The sequence below is a fragment of the Anabaena sp. PCC 7108 genome (assembly GCF_000332135.1).
Classification (GTDB): Bacteria; Cyanobacteriota; Cyanobacteriia; order Cyanobacteriales; family Nostocaceae; genus Anabaena.
Genome location: NZ_KB235896.1, coordinates 3,726,249 through 3,742,429 on the forward strand (window position 1 = coordinate 3,726,249; position 16,181 = coordinate 3,742,429).

Genomic DNA, 16,181 nt, shown 5'->3' on the forward strand with positions numbered 1-16,181 from the left:
GGGGTTTTTTTATTGCCATTAAAATTGAGGTTTAATAAAAGCATTCCATACAGTTTTCAATTGGTTGGCATCTAATTCAGAAATTAGTCCGATTTTCGCTATTAATAAACTCTTTTCTAAGCAATCCAGCCTAGATAAACGTACAATTGAGGGAACACGCAGACCTGCAATTGACCAATCGTTTAAAAATACATCTGTTTGTGAGCGTGGTTGTGCTGAAGTAACTACAGCGGCTACAACATCATCACCATCTAACCAAAGTACAAGGATGGGGCGTTTTTTATAACTTGCACCACTTGTAAAGAGAATATCAGCTACCCAGAATTCACCCGGTTGTATAGTCGTCATAGAGTCCTTCATCTTCTGAGGTGTAGCCTTTTAAAAATGCGTCATGACTGCGGGTAACTGGAGAAGAATTTGGTTTTGGTTGGATAGTAATTATCCAATTTCCTGCTCCTATATTGTTCGTTAAAGATTCAGGTAGAGTCAATTTTTCTCCAGGGTTAAGTTCAATTTCATAAGTTATATTAACTACTTGAGTTTTCATGGTTTTTGGGATAATTTGAGTTAATAGGTGCGATACTCTATCTTAAATTTATTGTAATCCACGCAATTATAGAAACCACCAAGCTGTGTCAAACGAGTTTTATGCCACTGCCATCCATCACTCTTGACATCTCTATAACCACATTCGATTCCAATACGTAAACTGTACCAGAGAACATCTCCAAGTTCTGGTGCTAAATCAGTCACAATCAACCAAGGATCTTGATAACCTTCATCCCAACGTGCAAATAAAGTACAATTCAAAGGATGTGTTTTAAAACAAGTAACAACTCCTGACCAACTCATTCCAGTTTGAGTTACTACTGTGTCGAGAAACCGCCATTCCTTCTCACCTCTAATTTGAAATGTTCCTTGATGATTAATTCTTAAAAAAGGATGCCAATTCAAAGCACAAATATCGGAGAACAACCAATCGGCATAAAGACCTCTATCTGCTAAGACAATTACCTGCCAGTCAGGAGGAATGGCATCTTTTAAGGATTGAAAGAGCTTGTGCCAATGAGGTTTCCAAGAGCCTTTTTCTGTACCTTTGACAATTTTCCAAGCCACGGGAATAGCACAATTTTGATAAAGAACGTGAAGAGAAAGAACTGTAAAATTCTGACCGATATTGGTAGTATCTATCCCTAGTGGCAGCCATTTTTCGTCACTATGCCACATACTCAAAATCCATTTGAGTAAAGGCGCAAAGCATTCATTGACATCTAACTCACTTCGTTTTTCCCCTTTTTTGCTATTGGCATCTTGATACCATTCTTTTAATCTTTGTCTGACTGTATTACTTTTTTCTTGATTTAGTCTACTAATAAATTGTGATACTCTTGTTATACTACTTGAACCTGTCATCACCATTCCAAAACTCCAAGTTGCCAAACCTGTCACTTCCGGTAAGGACAGATGCGGCAGATGATAACTAACAATTCTTGCCCATTCTTTGAGATGTTCATTCTTCAACATTGTTCTACATTTCCCATTGAGAACAATACTCAATTGTTACCCATTAACCAACTTTCTGGATGATTAATCATTTTTACTAATCCACTTAAAACTTGATTGTATGTACTATATAAATCTCTTCCTTCCTCTACGGAAATATATTGACATTTCACTGCAAATTTTAGCCACACTTGGGTTTCTGCTGCTTCCGATTCACAATCATTTAATTTAGCTATAAATGAGGCTTGATACCTTCTTTTTCTCCATGCCTCTGCAAAATTCGCACATACTGAACGAGAAGAACGGCGTATTTGGTCAGTCAGAGAATATCTTTCTTCTACAGGAAACTGTTTTGATAATTCAAAAATTGTCATCGCTGCATTAAACGCTTTTTGATAGATAACTAAATCTTCATGGGTTTTAATTCTTCCTTGTCCACTTTCCTTCCTTGTCTACCTTGTCTTTCTCCATTATAAATCTCTATGTAAAAAACCTACCCCTGTGAGGGGGGTTGGGGGTGGGGTGCTTGTACCTCATAACACCGGGAAGTGCTGTAAGCCACATTTGCGGAAATATGTTGATTAATTTTGAATTTCTATAGTGTAAAAATATTTAAGCCTGAATTAAAATTATGTCTTTGCCACAGTATAAAAAAGGCGGATATCTAGCCGCAGCTATAGGTAGTTTAATAGGTACTTTCCTACTGATGTATCCAGGTTATTTTTTAGGTGTGGGTTATGTGAAAATATTTATGCCCAATGCCACTCTAGACGGATTTATACCCCCTTTTCTCAGTTTTATTTTTGGCTGGTGGGTTGGACAAGTATTGGGATGTTGGCTGTCCTTGAGATTGCTACACTATCACAGGGCAGCAAGAACAGCTAGATTATTAGCGATGCTTACTCCTGTTGGCATTTTCTTTTGGGTGCTATTTCATATCTTCTTGAGCAACTGGATGGGGCGTAATTGGAATCAATTAGATTTATTAGCACAGTTAATGCATATAATTATGCCAATAACTGTCTGTTTTACCGTCATTACTTTAGGTTGTTATGCCAGGTTTTTAGCACAACAAAATACTTTTGAGATGTAGTAAAATTACTGAGCCAGCCAAATATTAATTTTATCGTCAAATCCACCACTGGCCAGCATTTTTCCATCGGCACTAAAAGCGATCGCACTTACCCAGTCACTATGACCATTGAGTGTGTCTTTTAATTCACCTGTTGTTAAATCCCATAATTTTATGCCATCTTTGCCAGCACTGGCTAAGGTTTGTCCATCTGGGTTGACTGCGATCGCATTTACCCAGCTATTATGTCCAGTTAGGGTATATACAGTCTCTCCTGTTTTAACATCCCAAATTTTAATCGTTTTATCCCGGCTGGAACTAACCAATCTTTCTCCGTTAGCTGTAAAAGCTAGAGCAGTAACTAGTTGCGAATGTGCTTTTAACTGCTGGATTAATTTCCCGTTACTCAAATTCCACAGTTTCACTACACCTTTATTATCACCACTAGCTAAAGTCTGTCCATCAGGACTAATGGCTAAGGTGTAAATTTCATTATCAAAGCGGACTAAAGTAGCTAGTGGACGTTGTTGGGGCAAATCCCACAAGCGAATTCCATCTAAACCACCACTGACGAGAACTTTACTATCAGAGGAAGCCACCAAAGATAAAACTTGGGCTGTGTGTTCTACAAAGGAGCGACTAAACGCCAGAGTTCTGAGATTCCACAGGTTAATTTTGTAGTCACTACCACAACTGACAAGGGTTTTACCATCTGGTGTAATTAAGACGGCATTCACAGATGTTTGATGCGCTCTGTTAATCGTACCTACTTTTTTGCCATTTCTCAGATTCCAGAAGTATATTATTCCCTCATTTTCTGCGCCACCACTGACCAGAAGTTTACTATTGGGACTAAAGGTTAAAGATTTAACAGTTCCTGTATGTCCTTTTAAAGTATGAAGCAGTCGGGGATTGGCAAAACTTTTACTATCTGAGGAGTTGGGTATGACTTCGTTAGCAGCATGAGCAGGATGAATATAAAAATCCTGCCCAATATAAATTGCTAAGGCAAAAGCTGCCATAAATGCCGAAATTATCTTTAGGCAAATAACAACATTTCCTCTGCTTTTGGCCTTACTTACCACCAGTTTGCCTCACTTCTTCAATCAAATAAACACTCACCACTTAATAGTCTTTCTTGGGTGGTTTTTTCTTAGCAACCGTCAGTACTGGTAAAGGTGGACTAGAGGACTGAGAAGGTAAATAATGTTGCACTACAGGCTCCTCTGGTAAAGGGGGACGCTGTTGTCTCACCCATACCTTCAAGGCCAGGGCTATTCCTGCTGTTCCTAAGCCAAAAGCAAATAACGACCAGCTATCATCTAAGCCACCAATTAGCGCGTCTACGACTCCCATTGTCGTTAAAGCACTGATTATAGGTTCTTTCCGGTAGGCTGACTTCAAAAAACGAGGTAGTACAGCATTCATCACAGCTTGTTTGTTTCCCGTTAAATTTCTATGTAAGTTTTATCTACAATAGTTCCAAAAGGCATAAAATTTGATCTCATGCTATTTGTTAGCCGGGAATAATCCCCACAGGACGAACTATAACGCCCCCTATCCCTAGACTAAACGCTGTTGGGACTACTGTTGTTAAAATATTTAAACTAGCATTTACATCAGGGTGAATCAATACACTATTCCAGCTAATAACATTATAATTTCCTGCCAAATAAATTATCTAGCTAGGGAAGGGTCAACAGTAACAGAATAGAGCGATTTTATTCCTGTTCAAGAATGTCTAAATTATTTTGCCTAAGTATTTTTTTTCTAGGAATCAGCAAAGCTTACAACTGTATAGGACACATATAACCAGATGGAAGTTCCAACTGGTTAGGATTTTTTTAGTTACTAGTTTTAGTTACTAGTTTAGGACTTACGCATGAGTCACAGAATACTGAATATCAAACCGCAGGGGACGCAGAGGACAGGGGGAAATTAAGTGTTTGAGGGTTTTTTGCGTAAGTCCTCTAGTTGATGATCGCAAGCTTTTGATGTTCGGCTAGAACTACTTCAAACCTAGCCAAGATAATACACCTTGATTTGTGAGGTATTCAATTAGTACCATCAGGATGAAGCCAATCATTGCTGCCCGACCATTTAAACGCTCGGCATATTCATTAAAGCCTAGTTTTGGTTCTTCTAGTTTTGGTGTAACGGTGGGTTGTGTCATGGTCAAAAAATTCCTTTTTTATGAACTGAGAATGAAACTTTACAGTTTGTAATTATTCTTTGTCTATTTTAATAAGACTGGCGGATTAGTCAAGATGTTGTCAAAAAACAATTGCTAACTGTCTATCAATACCTTGTCCATTTTTGGTAGGTTGGGTTAAGCGACAGCGCAACCCGACAAATGCTTACAAGTGTTGGGTTTGATGCTATTGCTTCGCAACGCTGACACGAACAACCCAACCTACTCATCAAGACTTTTTTCAATTTGGAGAAGGTATTAGTGTATGTGAGGTAATTTTACTAATTTTTTAGTTTTATTTTGGCATTTTGAATTAGTGAATACGGAACTAGCGATATAGATACTGGCAGGCTAAAGTGAAACAAAAAAATATCAGAGGCTATAAATGGAAATCGGCGTTCCTAAGGAAACTAAAGATCAAGAGTTTCGTGTCGGTTTAAGTCCTTCTAGTGTGAGAGTACTACGGGAAAATGGACATCATGTGTTTGTTCAATCTGAAGCTGGTATTGGTGCGGGATTTACAGATGAAGACTATAGTGTGGCAGGAGCGGAAATTGTCTCTACACAGGAATCTGTTTGGAATCGGGAACTAGTCGTTAAGGTCAAGGAACCTTTGGTGAGTGAGTATAAATTTCTGCAAAAAGGACAATTATTATTTACTTATTTGCATTTAGCCGCAGATCGTAAATTAACAGAACATTTAATTGATTGTGGCATTTGTGCGATCGCTTACGAAACTGTAGAACAACCTGGTGCGAATAAACTGCCTCTGCTTACCCCCATGAGTATTATTGCAGGTCGGTTAGCTGTACAATTTGGAGCCAGGTTCCTAGAACGTCAACAAGGTGGCAAGGGTGTACTTTTGGGGGGCGTTCCTGGTGTCAAACCGGGCAAGGTGGTGATTTTAGGTGGTGGTGTTGTTGGTACAGAAGCGGCTAGAATTGCTGTAGGTATGGGTGCGACTGTACAAATTCTTGATGTCAGTGTTGAACGTCTATCTTATTTAGAAACTCTTTTTGGTTCTAGAGTTGAATTACTTTACAGCAATTCTGCTCATATTGAAGCCGCAGTTAAGGAAGCTGATTTACTCATTGGTGCAGTTCTTGTCTTGGGACGGAAAGCTCCAACTTTAGTATCCCGCGAGTTAGTTAAACAAATGCACGCTGGTTCGGTAATTGTGGATGTTGCTGTTGACCAAGGTGGATGTGTAGAAACATTACACGCTACATCTCACACCAATCCAGTATATATTGATGAGGGAGTGGTACATTATGGTGTTCCTAATATGCCAGGGGCAGTACCTTGGACAGCAACTCAAGCACTCAATAACAGTACTTTACCTTATGTTGCACAGTTAGCTAATTTGGGAATTAAGGCTTTGGATGTGAATCCAGCTTTGGCTAAGGGTTTAAATGTGCAGAATGGCCGTTTGGTACATCCGGCTGTACAAGAGGTTTTTCCTGATTTGGTCAGTTAATCGTCAGCTTTTTTGCGCGGATGGGTGGGTGTAAAATTTAGATGTTGTCAAATAATGGCTGTATCTCTTGATGGGCTTGGCTTTGCGGCTATTAATGTTGATGAACCATCCGCGCACCTTACACTGACTGGGTTTCAGCGTTTTTTGTTCTTGACACAATTCCTGGAATGGACTATGATGACCATGCTCGCGCAATCGAACCTTGAAAACCAAATACACAAAGGCTTTCAGCTTCCCGCTATTGCAATTTTCATTACTCCCTATTAGGGATTGAAACTATTTAACCATCATTACTATTGATGGGCAGAACAAATTGCAATTTTCATTACTCCCTATTAGGGATTGAAACATAGCTGCATTTACATTCTGTGCCTACCAACCCCGGAGGATTGCAATTTTCATTACTCCCTATTAGGGATTGAAACCTGTGCAATTACCAAAGAATCAAATAATTCACCAGTATCATTGCAATTTTCATTACTCCCTATTAGGGATTGAAACTCTTTGATTATTTGGGTAGGTAAGTTAAGCTACGCAATTGCAATTTTCATTACTCCCTATTAGGGATTGAAACTCCGATGTTTCAGGACTCATCAAAAAGATATCTATTAGTTATTGCAATTTTCATTACTCCCTATTAGGGATTGAAACGCCACCAATCGAGATGAGATTGACGAAATGCTTGCTAGGTATTGCAATTTTCATTACTCCCTATTAGGGATTGAAACGCTGCGATCGCACTTGAGACACTTTTACTACTATTGCAATTTTCATTACTCCCTATTAGGGATTGAAACTGAAACTACGGCATTATATGAAGCTTGGAACGGCAAAATTGCAATTTTCATTACTCCCTATTAGGGATTGAAACTGCAATTTTGGCTTGTTCTTGCTCAAATTCAAATTATTGCAATTTTCATTACTCCCTATTAGGGATTGAAACACAAACTACAATCCAAATTTTTCTAGAGCGAAAAATTCATTGCAATTTTCATTACTCCCTATTAGGGATTGAAACAATTGGTGTAGTTAGTCCTGGATCAGAAATAGCTAAATTGCAATTTTCATTACTCCCTATTAGGGATTGAAACAACTAATCATCTAATAATCCTTCTACTAAATCCTCAAGTAATTGCAATTTTCATTACTCCCTATTAGGGATTGAAACGCATCCAGACTCATAACCAGGAATCCAGAAAGGACAAATTGCAATTTTCATTACTCCCTATTAGGGATTGAAACTTATGGTTGGAGATTTTGGAGGTAATTTATCTTTATTGCAATTTTCATTACTCCCTATTAGGGATTGAAACTCTTGAGAATTCATGACGGATTCTATTTGCATATTGCAATTTTCATTACTCCCTATTAGGGATTGAAACAGCTATGTTTATGAATAATTTTTTTAATGGCATAGCTACCACGCAAGCTATCATACAAAATTAGTATTACAAGAGAGAAATTCTCGACGATGCAACGGTTTAACTAAGCGCAAAGCATACAAAATATAATATATTTTAACTAACTTAATCTATATTAATTGCAACTTATAAGCGCAGAATATCCTGTTACACAAAATTGGAATAAATACAGAAATTAAGAGATTATGGAAATAATTGCAGGTATTTCATAGAGGATCAAGTCATCCATGAATAAATCATTAGATCCAACACTATCAACTCAAATAGCAGAAAGCATCAAAAGTAAAGCTAAAAAGCCCTTTGAAAATGCTTATAAAGCAGCCTTAGTAACTGAGGATTCAAGGTATGTTCAAGGTTTTTTAGTATTAACTGGTCAGCCATATAAACCAGTTGAACATGGTTGGATTGAGTTAGGTGATATTATTATTGACCCCACTTTTCCTTATCTGCAAAGAAATCCTGAAAATATTTGGTATTTTCCGGCTCAAAGTCTGACTATTAAAAAACTAAAAGCCATAATTGAAGAATCAAAAGAAGATTATCCAGAAGATGATCCTTTGCCAATTTATGGTAAAGCACCTTATGAATATTATGGTGATGTCATGTTAGGTGATCATGAATATTTGATAGCTTATCAAGCCGCTGAAGAAAAATGTCGAGAAATTAATCGATTAAATATTGATAAAAATTAAAACCTTGTAATTAGGGCTTCAGTTAAGAAACTTAAATGTAGGTTAATTCAAGGAACGCATAGCGTACCGTAGGCATAACCCAACATTTATAAGACTTACGCAAGTGTCACACCAAAAATCTATTGTAGGGTGATTGTAGGGTGATTGTAGGGTGCGTCAGACTCCATAAATCTGGTAAATAAACAGATTTTTGATATCTGACACACCTTACCAATGTGCCAGTTGCATAAGTCGTGATTTATAAGCATTTGTTGGGTAATTCAATAAAAGAAGCGATCGCAGTTCCGTTCTTAATAGATGTGCGATCGCTCTAATGAATTGATACCTAGCCAAAGGAATCAATCACAATCATTATATCGCCCATACTGTAATATCCGGGTGCAGTGTTAACCCCATCAGGTGTCTCACCCCGCATCTACCTCTATACTAAACACGGTGAGAACATGGACTTTTGCAAGATTACGAAAAACCTGAATGTGTAGGGGTTTAGCAGTGCTAAACCCCTATCTATAGAATTAAATGATTAAACCGTTTTGAGTATAATTTAACTTAAACAAGTCTACGTTTAACTTCTGCGGCTAAATCCACCAAAGCCACTTCTACCTGTTCACCTGATTTCAAATCCTTCAAAGATGATTTTTCCGCTGCGGCTTCATCAGCACCAATAATTACACAAAATTGAATTCCTTGTTTATCTGCGGCTTGAAATTGTTTACCCAAAGGACGTTTTTCAAAATTAGTAACAACATTAATTCCGGCTTGACGCAATTGTTGTGATACCTTTAAATAAACCGGCATTAAATCCTCTTGCATATTCACTACTACAACTTGGGTAGGTGTGGCAGATAAGGTATTAAGAATACCCGCCTTTAACAACCGACTAATTAACCGAGTTAAACCAATAGAAATACCCACACCAGGCATTTTCTCACCTAAAAACATCCCCACTAATTCTTCATATCTGCCACCAGAACAGATACTACCCAAAGCTTCGTGTCCTATTAAAGTAGTTTCATAAACCGTGCCAGTATAATAATTTAAACCACGGGCAATAGATAAATCAATACAGAAACGTTTTTCAGAAACTCCTAAATTTCTAACTCCATTAATTACGGTTTCTAATTCACTAACTCCTAAATTAAATTCTTCAGCTTCTGGTAAATTTTCTGTTAGATGTTTGAGTTTATCTAAAACATCATCAACTATGCCATCAATTTTCACAAACTCGATAATTTTCTCAGTTTTTTCTGGGGAAATACCGGATTTTTCTAACTCTTGTTTAACTTTAGCTTCCCCAATTTTCTCTAAATTATCAATAATACCAATACAGGCTTTAATTTGATTTTCTGCAACTCCCACTGACTGAAAAAAACCAGTCAGAATTTTTCTGTTATTGATGCGAATAACAAAATCACCAATATTAATTGCTTCAAATATTTCAGTGATAATTGCAGGCATTTGGGCATCATATAACAAACTGAGTTTACCACGAGCTACCACATCAATATCACATTGACGGAATTGCCGAAAACGTCCATCTTTTGCCCGTTCACCACGAAAAACCATATCCATTTGATAACGAGCAAAAGGAAAACTTAATTCATTTAAGTGACGCGCAATATAAGCCGCAAAGGGAACAGTTTGATCAAATTTTAAAGCCCTTGCTTCTGAACCAGTTTCCCCTGATTTATCCTTTTCGGCTTGGCGATTTGGTGGTAAAATAGGCTCAATTCCATATATTATGTTATCACCTTGATTTCCCTTCGCTTGCAGCACTTCCAACCGTTCTACTGCTGGGGTTTCAATCGGTGTAAAACCATAGCTTTCAAATACACGCCGAATTATATCAAGTAAATATACTTCTAAGCGCTTTTCGCTGGGTAGAAATTCGGGAAAACCGCTAGGGGTAAAAAAGTTTATTTTGTCGCTTTTTGTCATGCCTATACCTTGTCAAGTCGAAATTTTGGATATATTGCAATCCTACATTAAACAACTTGGGGATTTACAGGCAAGATTTATTCTGAGAACAGAAATTAGGAAATACTCAATTCATTTATAAAGTTTAAGTAAATTTATTACTTGTTATAACTGTTTTTCTAAATTAGCAGTTATACTGAGGGATATAGTAGCAAATAAAAAACCGTAAATTAATATAACTAGGTTACTAAGACTCTCATTTTTTTGATGCAGAATAAAAAAATACCAAGCAGATAAACAGCAGATAGTTGTGAAAGTGACCAATTTGAATAATTCAAATACTGGTCTGCAAGAATTAGCACCGTTAGCAAGTAGTAAATTAGGTAAGGAAGGGCTGGCATTCCCTGAGTCGTTATTATTACCTGCAACTAATCATCATCAACAGGAATCGTAAACAGCCACCAAATACCATCAATACTTTACTATCAATCCGTCTTCAGGGTTTGTGAAATTTGGATGTAGAATATTGACAAAACAGGTAGAAATAATTGATACTTACTTAATATCACTGATATTACACAGTAAAGCGATACCAAAAAGTAATTAAACCTGTTTTGAATTTCTTAAAAAGTTCTTTTGATCAGGCTTACTTAAAAGAAAGTTTTTAACGAAAACGTGCTTAAAAGAGAAAACTTTCACACAGAAATTTGGTTAGTTGTATCAGCTGATTGTTTTATTTACATCAGAAATAAAGTTCCATATCAAATCAACGAGGATAACGACGCATGAAGTACAGGATTAAATCCGCCTTTCAAAAGTTAGCTACTACGGCAATAACTCTGTCTGGGGTTATGACTGCTGCCGGTATTACTCTTTCAGCCGAATCAGCCCAAGCACTTAATTTCACACTCGCTCCTGGGAATTTTAGCGTTACACAAGGTATAGGTGATAACAATGCGTCTTCAGGTATAGCAATCAACACGCAAGCTCCATCAAACGGATTCGGAGGTCTATTCACAAGTAATTTTCTGCTCTTGGGTGCGAATAGTAACGATGCGAACATACCTAATGACTCGCTTAGGAACAATAATAGTACAGCTACTTCAATTCCTTTTGCCATTAGTTCAACTGATGCTGATCAACCGATCACAGTAACCTTTAATTGGGCATTTCAGGGTAACGCCACAGGAGTTATTAATGACGCTGATAGTTTTAGTATCGTCATCCAAAACACTGATCCCAATGCTAATGATGCTGCAATAATTTTCCAGAGAACTCTCGTGACGACTGACTCTATTCCTGGTTATGGCTCTGTAACTAACCAAACAGGAGACATTATTCCCGCAAACTCTTTAACACCTGGAGATTACGAAATATTGATCTCTTTGAATGAAAATACCAATAATAGAAGTTCCGCCGCAGGTTTCAACAACATTACCGTTTCTACCCCTGGCACACCTGTTCCCTTTGGATTTTCCACAAATATGAGTTTGCTAGCATTCGGTGGAATGTTTTATGGCATGAATCAACTGAAAAAAAAGATGGCGGTAAAAAAGTTTCAGGCGTAAACATAAAAAACAATACTCCTGAGTTTAGGTTTTAGCCTCCAACACTTCAATAAATTGGGGGCTAAATTTTTTAAACTATCCTTAAAAAAGTGAGTAAATATATACTCAAAACGGCTTAATCATTTGATTCTATAGGTAAGGGTTTAGCACTGCTAAACCCCTACATATCCAGGTTTTTCGTAATCTTACAAAAGTCCATATCCCAATCGTGTTTAGTATAATGTCTTGTCGTCAACTAAATCTGCATTTGAAGACAGTAAAACTTCACTAACCTCTCATTAGGTTAAGTTGAAAACAAACTTGACATTTTTATTTTTGACTTCTGTAACCTATTATTTTTCTTACTCTCCATCATTAAACCACCAAGGGTCTTTATTAGTATTAGTTTTAATCAAAAAAGCTTTTTTTCGCATAAACCGTTTTAACGCTACTGCACCCATGCGTGAACCTCCTAACCCAGAAAATTTAAAGGAATTTTTTTCTCCTTCGTGCATCATTGATGTTAATCCTGCATCATTAATACTAATAGCACCGACATCTATTTGTCTAGCAACTGCTAATGCTAATTCTTGTGTTTCAGAAAATACAGATGCACTCAATCCATAAATAGAATCATTTGCCAAATCTATTGCCTCTTCTACTGTAGAAAAAGACATCACTGGCATTATCGGACCAAAACTTTCTTCAGTCATAACTTTCATTGAATGGTTAACCTCAGTCATAACTGTAGGACGACACCACCAACCACCACCTAACTCTTCGACTTTACCACCACAATGAATTATAGCTCCTTTTGATATAGCATCTTGGAGATGTTCATTAATAGTTGCAGCTTGGTTTTCAGAAATAATTGGTCCAATTTCACCGCTTTCTAATTTGGGATATGCTAATTGTAAGCGAGCAGCTTTAGTTATTAATTGATGATAAAATTCTTCAAAGATAGATTCAGCCACATAAATTCTTTCTATTGATAAACATGATTGACCAGAATTTACAACAGAACCCCATAAAATCGCTGAAGTTGCTAAATCTAAATCTGCTGATTCTAAAACAATAGCCGGGTCTTTTCCTCCCAATTCTAAAAACGCAGGAATAAAATTTCTAGCTGCGGCTTCTGCAACTGTACGACCAGTTTCAATACTGCCTGTAAAACAGATTAAATCCACATCTTCAATTAAATCTGCTCCTGTTTGTCCCGCTCCTTCAACAAAATTCAACACATCGCGTAGTATAGGAATAGTATTAAGTGTAGTTACTAATGGTGCTACAAACCGAGGCGTAATTTCGCTGGGTTTGACTATCACAGCACAACCAGCTAATAAAGCAGGAATTGTATCAATTGTAGACAATAAAAGAGGAAAATTCCAAGGACTAATTACACCTACCAAAGAATAAGGAACAGCAGTTTGTTGTAAAGCTATAAACGAAATAGATGTATTTTTAGCAGTTTCTTGTAATAACTGAGGGGCTAAATTACACCATCTATCAATACTAGAAATAAAAGAGTTAATCTCTAATTCTGATGTCGATAATCTGCCTGTATCATTTACCAATGCGTCCGTTAGCTGTTTGCGTTCAGATAATATGGCTTGTTTCCACTGTTGTAAGGCTTCGATTCTCCCCTCAATACCCAATTCGTGCCAATGAACTTGTCCTCTGCGAAGACGGTGACATTGCTGGGATAGTAGCTTAGGTGGTGGTGGGATAATGACGTAATCAAATTTTCCAGTGCGGGGGTTACGGACTTCTATGGGTTTCGTCATTGGTAATTGTTGTGTAGCTTGACAAAATAGAATAAACTTTTTGCAGAGTTCAGGAAAAAAGGAAAGACGAGAATTTCCCTTTACCCTTTTCCTAACCATGACGACAAAAGTACCTTTTACAAGAGGTCTAAGTAGGTGAACGGAAAAAACCGTAGACGCGAAGCGGCTTCTCGAAGAGTACAACGAAAAGTAAAATCTCCCAAAACTTCTTCCCTGTTCCCTGTTCCCTGTTCCCTGCCTTCACAGATAACTTTTTCAGCAAGCCCTACTTATTGCTAGACTTACGCCTTTTGTGCGAGGCTGTTTCATTCCCAAATAGGAAAATAGCGTGTCAATTATAGAACATCAGATTAAAGTAGATTCTCTAGAATGGTTTTATCGAGAAGCAGAACCAATTGGTAGAAGTGATTTATTGCCCGTGTTATTGCTACACGGTATAGTTTCCCAAAGTTATAGCTGGAGAAACATCATACCAGCTTTGGCCGCACAAGGAACAAGAGCGATCGCACCAGATTGGATTGGTTACGGATTTTCTGCTAAACCTGAACAACGGGATTTTGCTTATACTCCCGACGCGTTTATTACAGCTTTAGAAGGATTTGTGAAAGCTGTAGAATTAGAACGTTTTTCCTTAGTTGTACAAGGATTTTTAGGCTCTGTGGGCTTACAATATGCCTTGCGTCACCCCGAAAAAATTGCCAACATAGCTATTTTAAATACGCCCATTTCCACTTCTGCTAAATTACCTTGGAAAATCAAACAAATGGGTTTACCCTTAGCAGGAGAAATGATGACTCAAGACCCTTTATTAGTTGACAGAACTTTAGAAAGTGGTAGTCGTTATCGTATTGAAGATCAAGATTTGGATATTTATCGCAAACCCTATTTGAAAAGTTCTTCATCTGGTCGTGGTTTGCTATCAACAATTCGTAATTTGCAGCTTGAACAAGCAATGATGTCCATAGAATCTGGATTTAAAGAATGGCAAAAACCCATTTTAATACAATGGGGAATGATTGACCCTTGGTTGTCGGTAGACACTGCCGAAAGTTTTGTAAAATCTGTTCCAGATGGTGAAATAATCAAACTAAATAATGTTGGACATTATCCCCAAGAACATTATCATCAAGTGATTTTACAAGACCTATTACCCTTTGTCCGTCGTTCGGAATCTAAATAGTGCAAACAGTCAAAAGCAGATTAAGCTTCTTAGAAATTGTGGAAAGTTAGTTAACAAATTCTTCTGAAACAGATGAAAATTGCCATCATTGGATGTGGTTACGTTGCTGATTTCTATCTAAATAACATCAAATCTCATCCTGACTTTGTTGTACAGGGAGCATTTGACCAAAATCCCCATCGACGCGATGAGTTTTGTCGGTATTTCTCACTCAATGCTTATCCGACTTTAGAAGCAGTTCTGGAGGATTCATCAGTCGAAATGATCCTCAATCTAACTAATCCCAGAAGTCATTTCTCTGTGTCTGCTGCTGCAATTAATGCCAATAAACACGTTTATACAGAAAAGCCCTTGGGAATGGATATGAACGAGGCTCGTCTCCTAATTAAGATGGCTCAAGAAAAAAATGTCCGCCTCGGTTGCGCTCCCTGTAATGTGTTAAGTGACACAGCACAAACTGTTTGGAAAGCTATCAGAGATGGTGCTATTGGCAAAGTGCGATTAGTATATGCCAACTTCGATGATGGAATGATTGCTCCTAAAATGCAACCCTGGTCATGGCAAACCCAATCAGGGGCGTGTTGGCCGGCAAAAGATGAGTTTGAGGTCGGTTGTACCTATGAACACGCAGGATACTTTCTGGCCTGGTTAGCCGCCTTTTTTGGTCCAGCGCAAAAAGTCACAGCATTCTCTTCCTGTCAAATACCGGATAAAGGAATTCAGGTTGATCAAATGGCACCTGATTTTTCCGTTGGTTGTATTGAGTACAACGACGGCGTTGTTGCCAGAGTTACAGCTGGATTAGTTGCTCCCCGGGATAAATCTCTAACAGTCATAGGTGATGATGGAGTTCTCTTTGTTCCTTATTTGCGTAATGACCAGGAACCGGTTTTAATTCACAAAGATTATGATTACGAAAATCAACAATTTGTAGAGCGTCTGCTAACAAGAGTCAAGTCCAAAGTTGAGTATGTAGCCAACAAGTTGCAGATAAAAACTGATAAATTGGGCTACTATCAAAAGTATCCAATGGTCAAAGGCAAATCATTTCGTCCAGCTGGGTCTGGAAAATTTGTCGATTTCTTTCGCGGACCTCAAGATATGCTTGATTCAATCCAAAATGACCAACCTCACCGACTTTCTGGTGAGTTAGGACTTCACATAGTTGAGTTGATTGAATGTCTTCAGTATCCGCAGCAGTTTAACTATCACAAGGAAATTCAAACCACTTTTCCCCCCATTCAACCCTTGATCTGAATATCCTACTGAAGTCATTTTTAGAGAACTCCACAAAAAAGATGAACTGCTTGCAGCAGCGCTTCGCTATCCAAATTTCTGCAACTAAAATCACCTTTCCTCCCCCTGCTCCCCGCTCCCTGCCCCCCTGCTCTCAAAAG

Annotated in this window: 16 protein-coding genes and 1 CRISPR repeat array; of the genes, 7 read left to right on the forward strand and 9 right to left on the reverse strand. The window is 37.8% G+C overall.

Annotation, left to right across the window (positions count from 1 at the left end; genetic code table 11):
- Nucleotides 1–18: 18 nt before the first annotated feature.
- The 4 genes from ANA7108_RS0117570 to ANA7108_RS0117585 are packed head-to-tail and all read right to left on the reverse strand — an operon-like array spanning nt 19 to nt 1,877.
- A complete protein-coding gene (locus ANA7108_RS0117570; protein WP_016952117.1) occupies nt 19–348 on the reverse strand; it encodes a type II toxin-antitoxin system PemK/MazF family toxin in 330 nt (109 codons plus the stop codon).
- Nucleotides 326–547, reverse strand: a complete 222-nt coding sequence (locus ANA7108_RS0117575; RefSeq protein ID WP_016952118.1) for a hypothetical protein — start codon at nt 545–547, stop codon at nt 326–328. The genes ANA7108_RS0117570 and ANA7108_RS0117575 overlap by 23 nt, the downstream gene beginning before the upstream one ends.
- 20 nt (nt 548–567) lie before the next feature.
- Nucleotides 568–1,524 (reverse strand): transposase, encoded by a 957-nt coding sequence (locus ANA7108_RS0117580; protein WP_016952119.1) that lies wholly within the window; start codon nt 1,522–1,524, stop codon nt 568–570.
- Between the two features lie 29 nt (nt 1,525–1,553).
- On the reverse strand, nt 1,554–1,877 hold the full coding sequence (locus ANA7108_RS0117585) for a four helix bundle protein (protein ID WP_016952120.1): 324 nt from the start codon (nt 1,875–1,877) through the stop codon (nt 1,554–1,556).
- Nucleotides 1,878–2,134: 257 nt separating this feature from the next.
- Here ANA7108_RS0117585 and ANA7108_RS0117590 point away from each other — a divergent pair, with 257 nt between their 5' ends.
- The gene (locus ANA7108_RS0117590; RefSeq protein WP_016952121.1) at nt 2,135–2,596 is read left to right on the forward strand and encodes a hypothetical protein; all 462 of its coding nucleotides are present in this window, start codon (nt 2,135–2,137) and stop codon (nt 2,594–2,596) included.
- 5 nt (nt 2,597–2,601) lie between these two features.
- Here ANA7108_RS0117590 and ANA7108_RS0117595 read toward each other — a convergent pair whose 3' ends face one another.
- From ANA7108_RS0117595 to ANA7108_RS30555, 3 genes are all read right to left on the reverse strand, one after another.
- Nucleotides 2,602–3,597: a WD40 repeat domain-containing protein gene (locus ANA7108_RS0117595; protein ID WP_016952122.1), complete on the reverse strand. Its 996-nt coding sequence runs from the start codon at nt 3,595–3,597 to the stop codon at nt 2,602–2,604.
- Nucleotides 3,598–3,700: 103 nt separating this feature from the next.
- Complete coding sequence (locus ANA7108_RS0117600; RefSeq protein ID WP_016952123.1) at nt 3,701–4,003, reverse strand: hypothetical protein; 303 nt, start codon at nt 4,001–4,003, stop codon at nt 3,701–3,703.
- 580 nt (nt 4,004–4,583) lie between these two features.
- Nucleotides 4,584–4,748 carry a CAB/ELIP/HLIP-like protein gene (locus tag ANA7108_RS30555; RefSeq protein ID WP_016952124.1) on the reverse strand — a complete coding sequence of 55 codons (165 nt, stop codon included), beginning with the start codon at nt 4,746–4,748 and terminating at the stop codon, nt 4,584–4,586.
- 403 nt (nt 4,749–5,151) lie between these two features.
- Here ANA7108_RS30555 and ald point away from each other — a divergent pair, with 403 nt between their 5' ends.
- Together ald and ANA7108_RS0117620 are read left to right on the forward strand one after the other, a co-directional pair.
- Complete coding sequence (gene ald / locus ANA7108_RS0117610; protein ID WP_016952125.1) at nt 5,152–6,243, forward strand: alanine dehydrogenase; 1,092 nt, start codon at nt 5,152–5,154, stop codon at nt 6,241–6,243.
- Nucleotides 6,244–6,483: 240 nt separating this feature from the next.
- Nucleotides 6,484–7,625: a CRISPR direct-repeat array (repeat unit 37 nt; unit sequence ATTGCAATTTTCATTACTCCCTATTAGGGATTGAAAC).
- A 266-nt stretch (nt 7,626–7,891) separates the two neighbouring features.
- Entirely contained in the window at nt 7,892–8,356 is a 465-nt protein-coding gene (locus ANA7108_RS0117620; RefSeq protein WP_016952126.1) for a hypothetical protein, read from the forward strand.
- Between the two features lie 549 nt (nt 8,357–8,905).
- On the opposite strand, the gene hisS is transcribed toward ANA7108_RS0117620, so the two are convergent.
- A complete protein-coding gene (gene hisS / locus ANA7108_RS0117625) occupies nt 8,906–10,294 on the reverse strand; it encodes a histidine--tRNA ligase (protein WP_016952127.1) in 1,389 nt (462 codons plus the stop codon).
- A 289-nt stretch (nt 10,295–10,583) separates the two neighbouring features.
- On the opposite strand from hisS, the gene ANA7108_RS30295 reads away from it, so the two are divergent.
- A complete protein-coding gene (locus ANA7108_RS30295) occupies nt 10,584–10,727 on the forward strand; it encodes a hypothetical protein (RefSeq protein WP_016952128.1) in 144 nt (47 codons plus the stop codon).
- A 397-nt stretch (nt 10,728–11,124) separates the two neighbouring features.
- Complete coding sequence (locus ANA7108_RS0117635; RefSeq protein WP_237741524.1) at nt 11,125–11,841, forward strand: hypothetical protein; 717 nt, start codon at nt 11,125–11,127, stop codon at nt 11,839–11,841.
- 341 nt (nt 11,842–12,182) lie between these two features.
- Here the strand turns inward: ANA7108_RS0117635 and ANA7108_RS0117640 are convergent, their stop codons facing one another.
- On the reverse strand, nt 12,183–13,604 hold the full coding sequence (locus ANA7108_RS0117640) for an aldehyde dehydrogenase family protein (RefSeq protein ID WP_026104270.1): 1,422 nt from the start codon (nt 13,602–13,604) through the stop codon (nt 12,183–12,185).
- A 328-nt stretch (nt 13,605–13,932) separates the two neighbouring features.
- Between ANA7108_RS0117640 and ANA7108_RS0117645 the strand changes: the two genes are divergently transcribed.
- Complete coding sequence (locus ANA7108_RS0117645; protein WP_016952131.1) at nt 13,933–14,784, forward strand: alpha/beta fold hydrolase; 852 nt, start codon at nt 13,933–13,935, stop codon at nt 14,782–14,784.
- A gap of 72 nt (nt 14,785–14,856) precedes the next feature.
- On the forward strand, nt 14,857–16,041 hold the full coding sequence (locus tag ANA7108_RS0117650; protein WP_016952132.1) for a Gfo/Idh/MocA family protein: 1,185 nt from the start codon (nt 14,857–14,859) through the stop codon (nt 16,039–16,041).
- The last annotated feature ends 140 nt before the right edge of the window (nt 16,042–16,181 follow it).

Bases quoted from the DNA above. Each gene is read 5' to 3' on its own strand.
- ANA7108_RS0117570 (WP_016952117.1), bottom strand. From the start codon at position 348: ATGACGACTATACAACCGGGTGAATTCTGGGTAGCTGATATTCTCTTT.
- ANA7108_RS0117575 (WP_016952118.1), bottom strand. From the start codon at position 547: ATGAAAACTCAAGTAGTTAATATAACTTATGAAATTGAACTTAACCCT.
- ANA7108_RS0117580 (WP_016952119.1), bottom strand. From the start codon at position 1,524: ATGTTGAAGAATGAACATCTCAAAGAATGGGCAAGAATTGTTAGTTAT.
- ANA7108_RS0117585 (WP_016952120.1), bottom strand. From the start codon at position 1,877: ATGACAATTTTTGAATTATCAAAACAGTTTCCTGTAGAAGAAAGATAT.
- ANA7108_RS0117590 (WP_016952121.1), top strand. From the start codon at position 2,135: ATGTCTTTGCCACAGTATAAAAAAGGCGGATATCTAGCCGCAGCTATA.
- ANA7108_RS0117595 (WP_016952122.1), bottom strand. From the start codon at position 3,597: ATGGCAGCTTTTGCCTTAGCAATTTATATTGGGCAGGATTTTTATATT.
- ANA7108_RS0117600 (WP_016952123.1), bottom strand. From the start codon at position 4,003: ATGAATGCTGTACTACCTCGTTTTTTGAAGTCAGCCTACCGGAAAGAA.
- ANA7108_RS30555 (WP_016952124.1), bottom strand. From the start codon at position 4,748: ATGACACAACCCACCGTTACACCAAAACTAGAAGAACCAAAACTAGGC.
- ald (WP_016952125.1), top strand. From the start codon at position 5,152: ATGGAAATCGGCGTTCCTAAGGAAACTAAAGATCAAGAGTTTCGTGTC.
- ANA7108_RS0117620 (WP_016952126.1), top strand. From the start codon at position 7,892: ATGAATAAATCATTAGATCCAACACTATCAACTCAAATAGCAGAAAGC.
- hisS (WP_016952127.1), bottom strand. From the start codon at position 10,294: ATGACAAAAAGCGACAAAATAAACTTTTTTACCCCTAGCGGTTTTCCC.
- ANA7108_RS0117635 (WP_237741524.1), top strand. From the start codon at position 11,125: ATGACTGCTGCCGGTATTACTCTTTCAGCCGAATCAGCCCAAGCACTT.
- ANA7108_RS0117640 (WP_026104270.1), bottom strand. From the start codon at position 13,604: ATGACGAAACCCATAGAAGTCCGTAACCCCCGCACTGGAAAATTTGAT.
- ANA7108_RS0117650 (WP_016952132.1), top strand. From the start codon at position 14,857: ATGAAAATTGCCATCATTGGATGTGGTTACGTTGCTGATTTCTATCTA.